This window comes from Dyadobacter sp. HNCC25DJ185 (genome assembly GCF_056895195.1).
Genome location: NZ_JBXHAR010000003.1, coordinates 379607 through 394827, shown reverse-complemented (window position 1 = coordinate 394827; position 15221 = coordinate 379607). Strand labels below are relative to the sequence as shown.

The following is a 15221-nucleotide window of genomic DNA, read 5'->3' as shown; positions in this document are numbered from 1 at the left end:
GTAGTTATTTTTTTAGGGCTTCTTCAACTGGATTTCCAACATTGCCACTGGGCGGGAGAATATGCAGGAGCGCGGAAATGGTTGGCGCAATATCTGCGATGGTAGTCCGGCGCAAGGTTTCGCCTTTGTTCACGCCCCAGCCATAAAGCAGAAAAGGGACGTGCGTATCGTAGTTATAAGGGGTACCGTGATCCGTGCCTGTTTTATAGGTCGCGGCAAACCAGCCTGGCTGCACAATTATCTGTAAATCGCCGCTTCTCCTGGCATTCACATTGTTTTTATACAGCTCTAACTGGTAAGTGTTCAGAGGAGAGCGCCCCATATCTCCTAAATTAATTACATCGGCCACTCCATCCATTGTGAGCAAAGCTTCACGCACCACCTGAAAAGCATCGGCAACGCTGACTTTTTTCTCTTTTAGCAATGCTTTGTCAAAATACAGCTGGTAGTTTTCAATAGCAGAGATATATTTAGCTTCCCCATAAGCATCATTAAGCGCCTTTACCGCAGCACGCGTTAACTCCGTTGCGCTCATCAGGCCTGCAGGTAGCTGATGTTCTTGCCAGAAGGCCGGAACATCCATGGCGCCGTGATCAGCCGTAAGGAAAACGGTATAATTTCCTTTACCAGCCCAACCGTCCAGGAAGTTCAGCAAATCCGCAAATTCCGAATCGAGTTTGATGTAGTCATCTTCCTGTTCCACTGAATTAGGACCGAACATATGTCCGATCCTGTCCGGGGAAGAAAAACTTACCGCCAAAAAATCAGTATCCGTTCCCTTACCCAGGTTTTCACCTTTGATTGCGGCTATCGCCATTTCTTTGGTCATGGTATTTCCCCAGGGTGATGTGGTCATTACCCCAAAGGCATCCGAAGCGGTACCGATCAGTTCATGTGGAAAAACCGGTTTGGCGGCACCGGATAAAGTGCCTTCCCAAACCACGTCGTCCTTTGTGCTTTGGGTATATTGTTCAATGGGAAGCCCGGTGTTCCATCCGCGGCGCATATATTCGGCGGGCATTTTCTTACTATTGTAATCATTCACCCAGGCTGGCAATGATTCCATATAATAGGTACTGGTCACAAAATTCCCGGTTTTGGAGTCGAACCAGTAGGCACCGGAAGCGGCGTGGCCTGCAGGCAGAATAGAAGCCCGGTCTTTGATGGCGACACCAATGGTTTTGGAACGAAAGTTGGTTGCAATTCGCAACTGATCGGTAACCGTGCTCACCAGCAAATTTTTCGGGGACATTTTCCCGACCGTTACATTATTGCTCCCAACAGTAGTGACGGTGTTGTCGTCTGTGCAATAAACCGTCTGGCCTGTGCTTTTATCGTACCATTCGTTCCCAATGATACCATTGATTCCTGGGATGGAGCCGGTATAAACCGCGGAGTGCCCGGCGGCAGTAACGGTCAGCGCATAATGGTAATGGTTATTCCGGCAATTGAAACCTTCATTCATCAACCGTTTCAATCCTCCTTCCTTATATTTATCATAGTAGCGGTACAGATAATCGTACCGCATCTGATCTACTACGATACCGACAACCAGTTTCGGGCGGGCGAGCTTAGAAGCTGCCGGTGCGGCTTTTGATTTGTTTTGTGCGTGGATAATGGGACTGATAATGGTAAAAAGGAGCGCAAATGTCAGGCTCGGACTGGGAAACAGTTTCATTTGAGAAGGTCTTGAAGTGATAGGACTTCGGCTTGAATATTTGGCAAAGATAAAAATGTCCCGGTAGTAAAGCAGAAAACCGGTCGCAATTTGCAACCGGTTTTCTGATCCAATTTTATCTGTATTTTATTTTTTCTGACTGCCGCCGATTTGCGCCGGGGCACCTTCGGCAGGAGCGCCTTTTTTAGCTTTCGCAAAATCGCCCGCTTTGATAATCACCAGCTTGTTGTAGTCAATGTATTTATTGAAAGCTGCTTTGATTTGCTCTGGTGTCAGCGATTCAATTTTCTTTTCAAAGTCCGCATCCCACTGCATGGTCCTGTTGAGGTAGAGGTTATTGACCAAGGTATTGGCCAACGAAGCATCCTGAGATCTCGCAACCTGTCTCGATTGGAGATACCCGGATTTGGCGGCCTTTAATTCCTCAGCCGTAAAGCCCTCTTTCAACGCTTTGTCGATTTCTTCTTTGAAAGCCGCTTCCAGTTTCTCTGCATTTTGAGGCGCATAAATGGCATAAGACATAAACGTACCATTCTTGTCCAGCGAGCTGGCGGAGAATTGCGACCCCACTCCATAACTCAATCCTTCTTTTTGGCGAATCCGTGTTGCCAGACGCGAATTCAGGAAACCGCCGCCCAGCATATAGTTCCCCATAACCAGCGCAGGATAATCCGGATCCGTGTCCTGCAAAGGCATGCCCATTCCTGCCACAAACATTGCATTTGCCTTGTCCGGCGTTTCCACTGACTTATTTTCAGCTTTCACCGGGATGTAAGGCGAGGCGATCCTTGTAAATGGCTTGCCACTTTTCCAATTGCCAAATTCTTCTTTCAGTATTTTATCAACTGCTGCTTTATCAAAATCTCCAACCACTGTCGCAGATGCATTGTTAGCACCATAGAAATCTTTGTGAAACTGTCTGATCTGGTCAATGGTCGTAGCTTTGATACTTTCCACATCTTCGTCAAACGTTCCCACATACCGGATGTCAGATTTTGGATAAGGCGATACGATCCGCCTGTACTGGTTAAATGCAATCGCCTGTGGTTCACTTCTCTGCGACTCGATTCCCGCCAGTTCTTCCTGCTTCAGTTTTTCAAATTCACTTTCATCGAGTGATGGTGTTTTCAAAACCTCGGCAACCAGTTTCAGCACAGCAGGCAGATTTTCCTTTGTGGTTTCGATGCTCGCGCCAGCCTGGTTATTAGCCCCGAAGAAGCTGACCCTAGCTTTCAGTTTATCAAACTCATCTTTGAGTTGCTGACGTGTCTTAGTCTTAGTCCCTTTGTCCAGCATCGAGCCGGTCAGGTCCGAAATGGTCGCTTTGTTCATCAGGCTTTTTTCATCCCCATAACGCAGGGTGATCCGCGCTGCAACCACGTTGCCTCGTGTTGTTTTCGGCAAAAGGGCCGTCTCAATGGTATTAGGTTTTTCGGTCCTTGTCGTACGGCTTTCCACATTCAGGGGCGACGGGTCAAATGCTTCCCCTTCTGCCACAACCGCTTCGCCTTTGTAATCTTTTACAAGATCTTCTACTTTGGGCGCTTCGGGAATTTCCGCACGAACTGGATTGGCCTCGGGCACGAACGTTCCCAATGTCCGGTTAGATGGTTTGAAATAATACTGGGCTACCCGAAAAACATCTTCGGGCTTGACCTTACGGATATTGTCCCTGAAAAGAAATGCCAGGCGCCAGTCACCAGTTGCAATGGATTCGCTGATACTTAAGCCTACCCTTTCCGAACTGCGGAATTCCAGGTCCCAGTTTTTCAGGATGGTTGTCTTTGCCCTCTCCACGTCTTCTACCGACGGTTTCAATACAACTGCGGAATCAAGTGTAGCGGCAAATGCCTGCTTTGCTTCGTCAAGCGATTTTTCCTTTAAAACTTCTGCACCAAACAATACAAAACCGGGATCGTAAAGCTGAAAAGGAAATCCGAATATCGAAGACGCTTTCTTGGTGTTGACCAGGTTTTTATACAGGCGGCCATTCGGCTCAGTCGTTAATATTTCGGTAAGTACTTCCATAGCAGGGTAGTCTGCGTGTGAGCCTGGCATAATGTGGTACAAAGCCATCACCATTTGCACGTCACCTGTTCTTTTAAGTTCAACAAGGCGTTCTCCATCCTGAGTGGGTTCCACGGTGTACGATTTGGGAAGTACCCGGGTCGGTTTGGGGATTTTGCCAAAGTAATCGTTAACCAGCGCAAGCGTTTTCGCTTCATCTATTTTCCCGGCAACAGTAACTACCGCATTGTCAGGCTGATAAAACCTCTTATAAAAGGCCTGCAGATTATCGATAGGCACCCTTTCGATATCCGAACGGTTCCCAATGGTCGATTTTCCATAATTATGCCACAAATACGCACCCGAAATGACGCGTTCCATCAGCACCCTGAAAGGGCTGTTCTCTCCCGATTCAAACTCATTGCGGACCACACTGAATTCGCTGTCCAGGTCTTTCTTAGCTATAAATGAATTGACCATCCTGTCGGATTCCAGGTCGAGTGCCCATTTCAGGTTTTCCTCTGTCGCAGAAAACGTCTCAAAATAGTTAGTCCGGTCATACCAGGTGCTGCCGTTGGGTCGTGCACCATGCTCTGTCAGCTCCTGTGGAATGTTGGGATGGTTGGGCGAACCTTTAAAAACAAGGTGTTCCAGCAAATGCGCCATACCTGTTTCTCCGTAACCTTCGTGGCGCGAACCCACCAGATAGGTGACGTTCACTGTAATGGTAGGTTTGGAAGGATCGGGAAACATGAGCACCTTCAGCCCGTTATCCAGATTGTACTGCGTGATCCCTTCAACCGAAGTTACTTTTGTAACGCCTTTCGGCAGTTGTGCAAGGGCGGGACTGGTCAGCAAGACTGCGAAAAGCAATCTCAGCAGCCGGCTTCTTTTAGATTTCATGACCATACTTAAGGAGATTATATAGAGTTAGAATCCTTGAAAATAATGTACAATCTTACATTTAACAATCACTTCATGATAAATGGTGAAATAAAGTAAATGCAACAGAACGGTGTTCTTGGTATGTAATGGTGCAAACCAGCTATCTTTATTCCGGCTGTTGGTTCGACATGATAACCGGCATCCCGATTTCAATAATTTGATATTTAATGCAATGACACCATTCCGCTTTTTTACCCGCGTATCCTTGTTCCTGACTACCGTCCTGCTTTTAAATTGTGCCGGCGGCGGAATCCCGATTTCAACCAATACGAAATATCCCATTGAAGTGCTGTACGATAACCAGTTGCTCGAACGCCCCTATTCTGAAATAGGCGTGATCGAGATCAGCAGTGAAGATTCGCTTACGGAAAGACAAACGCAGGACAAACGAATGATGTACCGCGGAAACGATGCCAAAACCAAGGAACTGCTGACTGCCAGGCTGGTGATCAAAGCCCAGAAGATCGGGGCAGATGCATTAATCAATGTCAAATACAAGTATTATACGAGTGTCAAAAAAGAAGGGTACATGCTGAGCGGTCTTGCCGTAAGGTACCGCGGGGAATAACACTTCTAACAAACAACCATCATGCTTTTTACTGCCGACTTATCGGATATGCCTGTCGAGGCAGAATCGAGGGTTATTATCCGTTTCCAGGATTGCGATCCTTTGATGCACCTGAACAACAGCAAATACTTTGAGTATTTTTTCAATGCACGGGAAGATCAGGTTTCCAAACTTTACGGTTTCAGTTTTGAGGCTATGTTCAGGGAGCTGAAAACAAGCTGGGTAGTGTACCAGCATCAAATCGCCTATGTAAGGCCTGCATTGATCAGCGAATGGGTACGCATCACCTCCAGGGTAATTTTTTACAATGAAGATACCATGGTCACAGAATATTTCATGACAAATGATCTTCGTACTGAACTGAAAACGATGCTCTGGACCACTTCCAAACACATCAGCATTATCAACGGAAAGAGGATAGCTCATCCCAAAGAAGTCATGGATTATCTGGGTGCTACCTGCGTGCCCGGCCTGGATTTTCCAAACATGAAATTCAACGACCGTATCCACGAGATCAAATACGGCTTATCGACCGGCACTAGCGTGTAGAGCTCTTTTCCGAGATCATCTTCTTACCTGTCGTATCCTGCCGGGTAGAATCATTGGGAACGATATAAGGGATTTTTACAGCAGGTTTGGATAATGGCATAAACCGGTTGAAGCTATGGGTGAATTGCATGCTTACGCCGCCTGTTGTCACTGTATTGTTGAGATAAAAGCTATTCTGAACATTTCGGTTATACGCTTTCACTTTCACTGATCCCCGGCTGTTCAGCCAGTACTCTAAGGTCCATTCTCCTAACAGGCTCGCCGCATTATAGGCAGTAGCTCCTGTTTGGCTTTGCGTTCCCTGCGAAATTCGGCCGTCCCTTGTAACACGGAAACGGTCATTGAGAAAACGATAAGAAAACCGCAATTGCAGGTTATTAAGCGCATTTTGATCCAATGACAATCCCGAAACGCCCACCTCCAGGTTCTCATTAATCCCCGACGCCCAGCGGCTGATCTGATTGGAAACGAGCTCGCTGATGCTGCTTCCCAGGAAATTCTGGCTTCCCACCGTAGCCAGACTGGTCTCAGGAAGCAACTGATTGACAACCAATAAACTGCTGACCTGCCTGCTCAATTCCTGTTCATCCGATTTCAATTTATTCTGAAAAGCTTCCAGTTGCCCCCGATAAGCACTCAATGACGGGTTATCCAGGATTTTGAGATCGTATTTGATGGTGGGTGACATTAACTTTTCCGATAAGCCGATGGTTACCTCTACGGGGTATCTCCTCGACAATGCGTCGTTGCCCGTATTGGATGAACTGGTCGTAGGTAGCACGCCAGCCAATGAAACCAATTGGGTATAACCCGCTTTCACATCCAATTGGGCCCCATAGGGATCGCCGGACCAGACGATCCTGCTGCCAGGCTTGATATTGAATTTCTTGTTAATGACATTCTGAAGGGTGAAATTGTATTCGCCGCGTTCGATTTCGTAGGTGCCTGCCATTGTGAAATCACCTTGCGTATCAATGTTCAGGTTCAACCGGCCGGTACCATTGCCTCTGATGATATCGCCTGTTTGCCTGTCAAAAATAATTTCGCAGGTAGCGTCCGGTGTCAGGTTAAAGTTAAAGTCCATTTTAATGCCGCCCGCTATCTCTCTCCGACTGGCCGAATCGGCAGCACTGGTCCCCAAGCTGTCAACGGCTGGCATTTTACTTACAAACTGAATGTAGTCCTGGGTAGCCACTTCCGTTGCCCCGTCCAGCGGGATATGGATTTTGGTACCTTTATTACTGGTTACGTTCGCTTCGATGTTGAGGTTGTCGATAGGCCCGAAAACAGCTACCGGTCCGGTCACGTAGGCCGTTCCGTAGAACAAATCGTTGTCCTTCGTAGTTGTGTTCAGTATTTTGAAATTATGGAGGTCGGCATTGAAACCCAGCGAAAAATACTTGAATCCATCATGAAAAACCCCGCCACGCAATGCGGCCGTGTTACCATCGGTATCGGTGAGCAGGATATTATTGACCGTGATTTCACTTTCTGTAAAATTGATCTTGTCATTGAATGTAAAAACCGATTGCAGATAGTCAAACTTCATCCTGCCCTTCTCCACCATCAGTGAGCCTTCCAGCACGGGTGCATTGACAACGCCTTTGATCAGCACTGTTCCCTGCGCCTTTCCTCCAACGTCGGAAATCAATCCTTCGGCGAAAGGCTCAAGCGCTTTGAAGTCTATCTGGTTAAAAATAGCTTTGAGGTTCAGCGTGTTAGTTGCCTGCTTTGGTCTATAGGAGCCTGCCAGGTTGAAAACCCTCCGCGTGTTTTTGCTCAGTTGCGCATCAATTTCAAGTTCACTCCTTACCTGGTCCCAATCCGCATTTCCCGACAGGTTTCCAAATTCATATTTGGCGTATCCCAAACTTTCCACATTGAAACTCGCATCGAGCATGACGCTATTGTAAATATCCTTTACTCTCGCGGTGCCGTCCATGATCCCACTTAACTGTGTGTTGAACACCGGATTAAGGCTTCCTAATTTAAAATTCCTGATGTCGAGCAAAAGGCTTTTCTCTGGGTTCTCGGAAGCTGTCCCACTGAGAAAGATCCGCTGTTTCCCACTGATCAGGCCCAGATTTGACATGGTGACATTTGTACCCTCAACAGAAATCAGGCTTTCCGATGGCACAGTCCATTCCTCATCCAGCAAATTCATTTTCGAATTTTTGAAACCAATATCAAGTCCGGCAGGTAAAAACCTGATTTCACCCGCAAGGTTAGCCTTGTTGGTACTTTTAACTTGATGGATCGCTCCATTGAAATCGATGTGGTCCACATCCCAGGTTCCTTCGAGCTCCATTTTTTCGGTAGGTACCAGCACGCTAATCTGCTGTTTTTCGGAAGTAACCAATGCAGAAGCCAGTACCTCTGCGCTATTCACGAATTTGGAGGTAGTAACATCAACTTCGGATTTAAAGAACTGATTGGCGCCATAACGGACAGTGTCAGAGACTGCATTCAGTGTCAAAAAAGCAGTGTTGTCCATCTTGAAGGTGCCCTCCGCCTTTGCCCCTTTTGAAATATAAATATCCGGGCTCAGAAATGCGAGAAAACGCGACAGGTTCCTTGTTTCCAATTCATAGTCAATCTGATAGCGATTTCTAACAGGCTGAACAGGCTTCCGTGCATAATATTCTGCACGGTTCGCCGCATTTTCGAAAAAATAGAGCTTATACTCATCCATCACCTGACTGACATCCTTCCACGCTCGTGTAGGAAGAAAGTTACCAGTCACTTTGGCGGTCAGAAACTCACTTTCCAATTGGAGAATTCGCCTTTCCGGTTCCTTCCGGGACGAAAACACAAGCGTATCGATGACCAGATTCCGCTCCTTACTGGTCATCAGCAAGTAAGTATTGAGCAGCCTGGCATCGCCGGTCAGCTCGTCGAAAGTATTCCCCGAGACATTGATATTCAGCTGTGTCCGAAGGGTGATTGGGTCATTGGAGTATCCCAGTTCCTTCAGATTGGCCTTTTCGATAATCCCCTTGAGGTCAAAAGAATTCTGCGGCTTGGAAAGATCAAATTCTCCCTCAACACTCACTACAAAATTAGTATCCTTGGCACTGACGAAACCATTGAAATACTGGTTCTGAAGATTTCCTTTGAGCCTGATATTGCGATAGTCATATTTCCGGAAGCCTACCCTGCCGACTATGGCATTGAGATCCGTCGAGGCAAATTTCAGCTCCAGTCCTTTTCCGACAATTTTTCCGTCAAAATCAAGCTGCTGCCATGTTTTCTCGTCATCAAGAATTTTACCCAATTCAAAATGAGATGTTTTTACGGTTCCTGAATAGGTGGTGGTTTTAGGATCTGCAATATGGAAGACCAGGTCGCCCGCCAGGTCGCCCATCTGAGAGGATGTCGACGCATCGACGGTAAAATCTTCCAGCGTACCTTTAAAAGTTCCATCAAGCACTGTCTGTCCAAACTTCTGCAGCGTCGAATGCATCTCCCATTCAGGATAATACTGGACAATATCCGCAGGTTGAATCTTAGAAAGTGACAGCCGGATATCCATTTGCACGCCTTCGATTTTCGGCAGCCCTTTAAATCCAAGATCACCAACCAGCCTGCTTCCTCCGCCAAAAGACAGGTCGGTGTTGGAAAGCATAAAATCGTCGACTTTTCCGTTGAAATCTCCCGAAATCTTCCAGGTTTCATTCAGCCTGTCTACATACCCGGAAAACAAACCCAAATCCCTCGAATCGATGTGGCTGCCGACCAGGTGCCCCTTCATCCTGATCTTATGGTTAAAATCGCCCAGCTCGCCGGAGCGGTTGTAGTAAAAAATAACCTCCTCTTTCAGACGGGAATGGCCGATATGTGCATCTAGTTCTTTCAATTCCATCTTTTTCTGGCAGAACAAGAAACGTGTGTCCAGGTCGTGCATTTCAAGGCCGGTTTGTCTGTCAACCGTTGTCAGGTTCTTGGCTAAAAAAGAAATAGTATCCCCCTGAACGAGAAAATCTTTCAATTCTCCGTAAAGGTGGTCGAGCTTAAAATGTGAATAATCAAAAACCCGCTCACCCCCGTCCCTGCCTTGCCTAGGGTCGTCGTAGCTGAATTTACCGTCTATGACTTTGGATTTGCCAATAATGAAAGGCGTGTTGTTTTCGGGCGCATTGGCCGGGCGCGGAACTTTAGGTGCGGTAAGCTCATTGATGCGATCGATAAACCCATCGATATTCAAAGAGCCGGATTCCGGAATGATCGAAAGCTGTACGTCGGGCTGAAATACCATCACTTCGTCCAGAAAAATCTCTTTCGAAGAGTTTTCGATGATGTTATTCACATTCAGGTTGACATCGATGCGTCCGACATCGATCATGTCTTTATGACTGATGTCTTTCACCGAAATGCCTTCGAGCGACACTACATCAAACCATTTGATGTTAACCTTTTCGATGGTGACCGGGTATCCGAGCTTTTCCGAAATGGTGGACATAGCCCTTTGAACAGCCCAGGTTTGTACGGCAGGGAGCTGAAGAGCGATGGTGGCAATTCCCAGTGCAAGGAGCGCAAAGATGATAACAACAACCAAACCATTGCCAAACGCCTTTAGGAATTTTAACATATACAGCTTCGCAGACGGATACTGCTTATCTTATTGTTAATGCTTAGTTTTGCGATTAATTCAACAGATATGAACATCCTCGCCATCGAGTCTTCTTGTGACGAAACCTCCGCAGCCGTAATCATAAACGGGAAAATCGGTTCCAATGTTGTTGCTACCCAGCTCATTCATACCCAATACGGCGGGGTAGTTCCCGAACTCGCATCGCGTGCCCATCAGCAACATATTTTGCCTGTCGTCGATAAAGCACTGAATGATGCAAAAGTAACAAAAAAAGACCTGGATGCCATTGCTTTCACGAAGGGGCCTGGTTTATTGGGTGCTTTGCTGGTAGGTACCTCGTTTGCCAAATCGATGGCACTGGGCCTGGGCTTGCCGCTGATTGAGATCAACCACATGCAGGCGCATGTGTTGGCGCACTTCATTGATGACCCCAAACCAACCTTCCCTTTTCTCTGCCTGACTGTCAGCGGAGGTCACACGCAGATCGTGAAAGTAGCCGGGCCATTGGAAATGGAAATCATTGGAGAAACGCGTGACGACGCAGTGGGAGAAGCTTTTGACAAAACCGCAAAATTGCTGGACCTGCCTTATCCCGGTGGCCCGTTGATCGACAAGTACGCTTCACAGGGAAATCCACTGGCGTATCCCTTCCCGTTGCCTGAAATGCCAGGCCTCGACTTTTCATTCAGCGGTATCAAGACGTCCTTTTTATATTTTCTACAGAAGCAGGTCCGTGAAAATCCGGAATTCATTTCCCAAAACCTGAATGATATCTGCGCCAGCATTCAATATACATTGATCGATATCCTGCTTAAAAAGCTGAAAAAAGCGGCGCGGGAAACGGGTATCAGGGAAATCGCGATCGCGGGCGGCGTTTCTGCCAATTCGGGGTTACGTAAGGCCTTGATCGAACTTGGTGAAAAACTGGATTGGAAAGTATACATTCCAGCATTCGAATATTGTACCGATAATGCGGCCATGATCGCAATCGCGGCCCATTACAAGTTTCTCGAAAATGACTTTTCCGACCAGACGGTAAGCCCGCTGGCGAGAATGGAATTCTGATCAAAAGGATCATAACAAGCACTGCATGAAACACATTTCCTTCTGTTTGGCAATAGTAGTATCCTCGCTGTTGGCGTCAAAGACATTTAGCCAGACGCCGAATGTGCTCCGAAATGACATTACCATCCGCCCGTTTTTCAAAATTGAGAATACCGACACGCAGACCCGGATTGTTTACGACGCCTCCGACAAGTCGTTTTACACCATCGCCTGGAACGGTGACCTTTTCCATCTGACTTCCGACGCCGCCGGAAATTATTCGATAACCAGATTGGCTAGCGCAGAGGATCACCAGATCAACTATTTACAAGGGCTCGCTCTGCACGATGGCAACATTTACCTGGTAGGCAATGTCGTGATCCAGCAGGGTGTTTCGGGTTATGGGAAGGCGGTGAAAGCGAAAATCACTTCGGGAAAACTGGCCTGGACGGAGCTATTCAAAACCGCCGACCATGCGTCTTCCAAAACATTGTTCGACCATGCGTTCAGCGCAATCTGTTTTTCGCCCGACGGTAAAGACATCTTCATCGCCAGCGGTTCGCGGACCGATCATGGAGAAGTGAAAGATAATGAAGGCCGCTATCCGAATTTGCGCGAGATCGCTTTGACAAGCTGCATTTTCAAAATTCCGGCGGCTACCGAAAATCTGGTTTTGCCTAATGATTCCGCTGCATTAGCCCCTTACATATATGTCCGTGGGGTTCGCAATGCGTTCAGTCTTGCGTTTGCGGCAAATGGAGATTTGTTCAGTGTCGAAAACTCTGGCGACCGCGACGATCCTGAGGAAATGAACTGGCTCAGGCCGGGCGCGCATTATGGGTTTCCCTGGGAAATGGGCGGAAATGATACGCCTATGCAATTTACCGGTTATGATGCCGAGGCGGACAAGCTGCTCAACCACGCTTACACAGGTTATCAGATTGGCGCTTTCCACGACGACAAAAATTATCCGCAAAAACCCAAGAACTTGACATTCCGCAAGCCCATCCAGAATGCGGGTCCGGATGCCGACAAGTACCGCGACGCCACCACAGGAAATGTGTTCGACGCCAGCGACCAGGGAAAGACGATCAGCACATTCACCGGCCACCGCTCGCCACTGGGCCTAGTTTTTGATATCAAGTCAGATTTTGGTGGGGAATATGGCGGTAAAGGTTTTATCGTGAATTACCAGGAAGGTTCGGCTTCCTACGGCCCTATGAATGATCCGGGGCAAGACTTATTGATGCTCGACCTGAAAAAGAATGCAGCCGGCGACGATTACACTTTGAACGCGTATGCCATTGCAAGCCAGTTCAAAAACCCGACCGATGCACGGATCGTAGATAATAAGTTATATGTGCTGGAAGGTCAGGGGCAGATATGGGAACTCACTTTCCCAAAAGAAGTGATCACCGCGATATCTCCTTCTGCAAAAGGACAGTTCAAAGCATATCCCAATCCCAGCCAGGGAAAAATGCTGATCGAGTGTCCTGCTAAGCTTCAATCGGTTGATATTTATGTGACTGATATTTCAGGAAGGCTGTTGTTGAAGGAAACCAGAAAAGCGGTTGATGGCAAAACCGACCTGGACGTTTCGTCACTTCGGAGTGGTATTTACACTTTAAAAATTGAGGCGCAATCAGAACAAATGACCACCAAATTTCTCGTCAATCCATGAGGTTTTTCGTCATTTTATTGGTGATAACGCTTTCGTTTGCCGGGTTTTCATGCAACCAAACCGACGATCCCGTAAAGGTTCCGGATCCCGCAAGTGAACTGACTGGTTTTTCTCCCCTAACTGGTGGAAAAGGCACGCTGGTCACATTGCAGGGCAAACATTTTGGAACTTCGGCCGCAGATATATCCCTGAAAATAAATGGGTTATCTGCCAGTATCAAGTCAGTCACAGAAACTGAGATCACTGCAATTGTCCCGGAAAAGTGTGGTCTCGGAGCATTGACTTTATCAGTCAAAGGAAAGAATTTTATTTCCAAAGAGCCGTTTCGTTACATTTATAAGGCGACCAGCAGCAACTTTACCGGCGGCGGGAAAGGGTATGCAGATGGCCCGGCTGACTCGGTTAAATTCGAAGGTCCCTACAAGATCATTTTTGACTCAAAACAAACTCTGTATTTGACCGATCAGGGCAATTGTATGGTTCGCAAAATCGCTCCTGATGGCTCCGTTACTACGATCGTCGGCACACCTCACTCCGGTTTCAAGGACGGCAAAGGCGACCAGGCGCTGATGAAATTCCCGATTGGAATTGAGCTGAGCCCGGACGGGACCATATATGTTGCCGACCATCAGAACAATGCGATCAGGAAATTATCGTCTGACGGAACATTAACCACTCTCGCCGGTGCGCCGGACAAGGAAGGTTCAGCAGACGGAGATTTGAAAACCGCCACATTTAAAAAACCTTATGGCGTAAAACTGGACCAGGCGGGAACATTGTGGGTTTGCGATACCGAAAACGGATTGATCAGGAAGATTTCTCCGGAAGGCCAGGTAACTACTTTCGCCGGAAGCACGCCAGGATATGCCGATGGAAAACTTAGAGAAGCGAAATTCTATTTTCCATCCAATCTGACCTTTGACGAAGCTGGAAACATTTTCGTGGCCGACAAACACAATCATTGCATCCGAAAAATAAGTCCCGACGGAAACGTAACGACTTTTGCAGGAAAGCCGGAACAAAAGGGTTTTCAAGATGGAAGTTCAAAAGAGGCGATGTTTGACCAGCCTAGCAATGTTCAGATTGATAAGCTGGGAAATTTATATGTTGCGGATTTGTACAATCATTGCATCCGGCTGATCTACCCCGACGGTATGGTCACCACCCTGGCCGGGCAGCCCGGCATCTCCGGCTATGCAGAAGGTTCGGGCGCGGAGGCTAAATTCTATTATCCGCAGGGAACTACATTTGATAACGAGGGTAATCTGTATGTTACGGATTCTTTCAACAATCGCGTCAGAAAAATTAAGATTGAATAACCATAAACAAGAAGTCATGCTTCTCTCGGAAATTTGGATATACCCTGTAAAATCTCTCGGAGGTATCCGGCTCACGGAAGCCATCGCTGAGCACAGAGGTTTGCAATACGATCGGAGATGGTTGATTATCGACGAAAATGACAAGTTCGTTACCCAGCGGTTTTTCACCAGAATGGCACTAATCGACGTGTCGCTGGGAGAAAATCACCTTAAAATATCAAACCGGCTCGAACCTGGAAATGAAGTTCTTGTGCCATTTGAACCTATCAGCGCAAATCCTGTGACCGTGACAATATGGGACGATGTAGTGGAGGCTGTCACTGTGAGTAACGAGGCGGACGAGTGGCTGAGCCGGGAGCTTGGGCAAGATCTGAGGCTGGTCATGATGCCTGAGTCCACCAGACGTCGGGTTGATCCTAAATATGCAAAAAATGATGAATATGTAAGTTTTGCCGACGGGTATCCCTACCTGGTGATTTCGCAGGCTTCTCTGGACGACCTGAACGCCCGACTGACCGAGCCAATAACGATGACCCGTTTCCGTCCCAATTTCGTCATCTCGGGCACCATGCCTTTTGAAGAGGATCAATGGAAGAAAATTGCTATCGGCAGCCTGAACTTCGAAGTGTTAAAACCCTGCGCAAGATGCGTTTTGACGACCATCAATCCGGAGACTGCGGAAAAAGGTCCCGAACCGCTGAAAACGCTGACTACCTACCGACGGGTCAACAACAAAATCCTTTTCGGGCAAAACGTCGTGGCGAAAGATTTTGGCCAGGTTAAAGAAGGTGATTTGCTTAAAGTTTTAAGTTACCGGGAAGAGTAAAGTTTAAGCATTA

9 protein-coding genes are annotated in these 15221 nt (G+C 47.3%); 6 read left to right on the top strand and 3 right to left on the bottom strand.

Annotation, left to right across the window (positions count from 1 at the left end; genetic code table 11):
- Positions 1-4: 4 nt before the first annotated feature.
- Both pafA and AC1XUF_RS10175 read right to left on the bottom strand, forming a co-directional pair.
- Positions 5-1678 carry an alkaline phosphatase PafA gene (gene pafA, locus AC1XUF_RS10180; RefSeq protein ID WP_483341670.1) on the bottom strand — a complete coding sequence of 558 codons (1674 nt, stop codon included), beginning with the start codon at positions 1676-1678 and terminating at the stop codon, positions 5-7.
- 126 nt (positions 1679-1804) lie between these two features.
- Positions 1805-4594 (bottom strand): M16 family metallopeptidase, encoded by a 2790-nt coding sequence (locus tag AC1XUF_RS10175; RefSeq protein ID WP_483341669.1) that lies wholly within the window; start codon positions 4592-4594, stop codon positions 1805-1807.
- Positions 4595-4802: 208 nt separating this feature from the next.
- Between AC1XUF_RS10175 and AC1XUF_RS10170 the strand changes: the two genes are divergently transcribed.
- Both AC1XUF_RS10170 and AC1XUF_RS10165 read left to right on the top strand, forming a co-directional pair.
- Positions 4803-5198: a hypothetical protein gene (locus tag AC1XUF_RS10170; protein WP_483341668.1), complete on the top strand. Its 396-nt coding sequence runs from the start codon at positions 4803-4805 to the stop codon at positions 5196-5198.
- Between the two features lie 21 nt (positions 5199-5219).
- Entirely contained in the window at positions 5220-5747 is a 528-nt protein-coding gene (locus tag AC1XUF_RS10165; protein WP_483341667.1) for an acyl-CoA thioesterase, read from the top strand.
- Here the strand turns inward: AC1XUF_RS10165 and AC1XUF_RS10160 are convergent.
- Entirely contained in the window at positions 5737-10335 is a 4599-nt protein-coding gene (locus AC1XUF_RS10160; protein ID WP_483341666.1) for a translocation/assembly module TamB domain-containing protein, read from the bottom strand. The genes AC1XUF_RS10165 and AC1XUF_RS10160 overlap by 11 nt on opposite strands.
- Positions 10336-10404: 69 nt before the next feature.
- Here AC1XUF_RS10160 and tsaD point away from each other — a divergent pair, with 69 nt between their 5' ends.
- The 4 genes from tsaD to AC1XUF_RS10140 are packed head-to-tail and all read left to right on the top strand — an operon-like array spanning position 10405 to position 15208.
- A complete protein-coding gene (tsaD, locus tag AC1XUF_RS10155) occupies positions 10405-11403 on the top strand; it encodes a tRNA (adenosine(37)-N6)-threonylcarbamoyltransferase complex transferase subunit TsaD (protein ID WP_483341665.1) in 999 nt (332 codons plus the stop codon).
- A 25-nt stretch (positions 11404-11428) separates the two neighbouring features.
- Positions 11429-13063, top strand: coding sequence for a PQQ-dependent sugar dehydrogenase (locus AC1XUF_RS10150; RefSeq protein ID WP_483341664.1), 1635 nt, complete (start codon positions 11429-11431; stop codon positions 13061-13063).
- Positions 13060-14382 (top strand): SMP-30/gluconolactonase/LRE family protein, encoded by a 1323-nt coding sequence (locus tag AC1XUF_RS10145; protein ID WP_483341663.1) that lies wholly within the window; start codon positions 13060-13062, stop codon positions 14380-14382. The genes AC1XUF_RS10150 and AC1XUF_RS10145 overlap by 4 nt, the downstream gene beginning before the upstream one ends.
- Before the next feature lie 16 nt (positions 14383-14398).
- Positions 14399-15208 (top strand): MOSC domain-containing protein, encoded by an 810-nt coding sequence (locus AC1XUF_RS10140; protein WP_483341662.1) that lies wholly within the window; start codon positions 14399-14401, stop codon positions 15206-15208.
- Positions 15209-15221 lie beyond the last annotated feature (13 nt).

Coding starts and splice junctions, on each gene's coding strand:
- pafA (WP_483341670.1), bottom strand. CDS start 1,678: ATGAAACTGTTTCCCAGTCCGAGCCTGACATTTGCGCTCCTTTTTACC.
- AC1XUF_RS10175 (WP_483341669.1), bottom strand. CDS start 4,594: ATGGTCATGAAATCTAAAAGAAGCCGGCTGCTGAGATTGCTTTTCGCA.
- AC1XUF_RS10170 (WP_483341668.1), top strand. CDS start 4,803: ATGACACCATTCCGCTTTTTTACCCGCGTATCCTTGTTCCTGACTACC.
- AC1XUF_RS10165 (WP_483341667.1), top strand. CDS start 5,220: ATGCTTTTTACTGCCGACTTATCGGATATGCCTGTCGAGGCAGAATCG.
- AC1XUF_RS10160 (WP_483341666.1), bottom strand. CDS start 10,335: ATGTTAAAATTCCTAAAGGCGTTTGGCAATGGTTTGGTTGTTGTTATC.
- tsaD (WP_483341665.1), top strand. CDS start 10,405: ATGAACATCCTCGCCATCGAGTCTTCTTGTGACGAAACCTCCGCAGCC.
- AC1XUF_RS10150 (WP_483341664.1), top strand. CDS start 11,429: ATGAAACACATTTCCTTCTGTTTGGCAATAGTAGTATCCTCGCTGTTG.
- AC1XUF_RS10145 (WP_483341663.1), top strand. CDS start 13,060: ATGAGGTTTTTCGTCATTTTATTGGTGATAACGCTTTCGTTTGCCGGG.
- AC1XUF_RS10140 (WP_483341662.1), top strand. CDS start 14,399: ATGCTTCTCTCGGAAATTTGGATATACCCTGTAAAATCTCTCGGAGGT.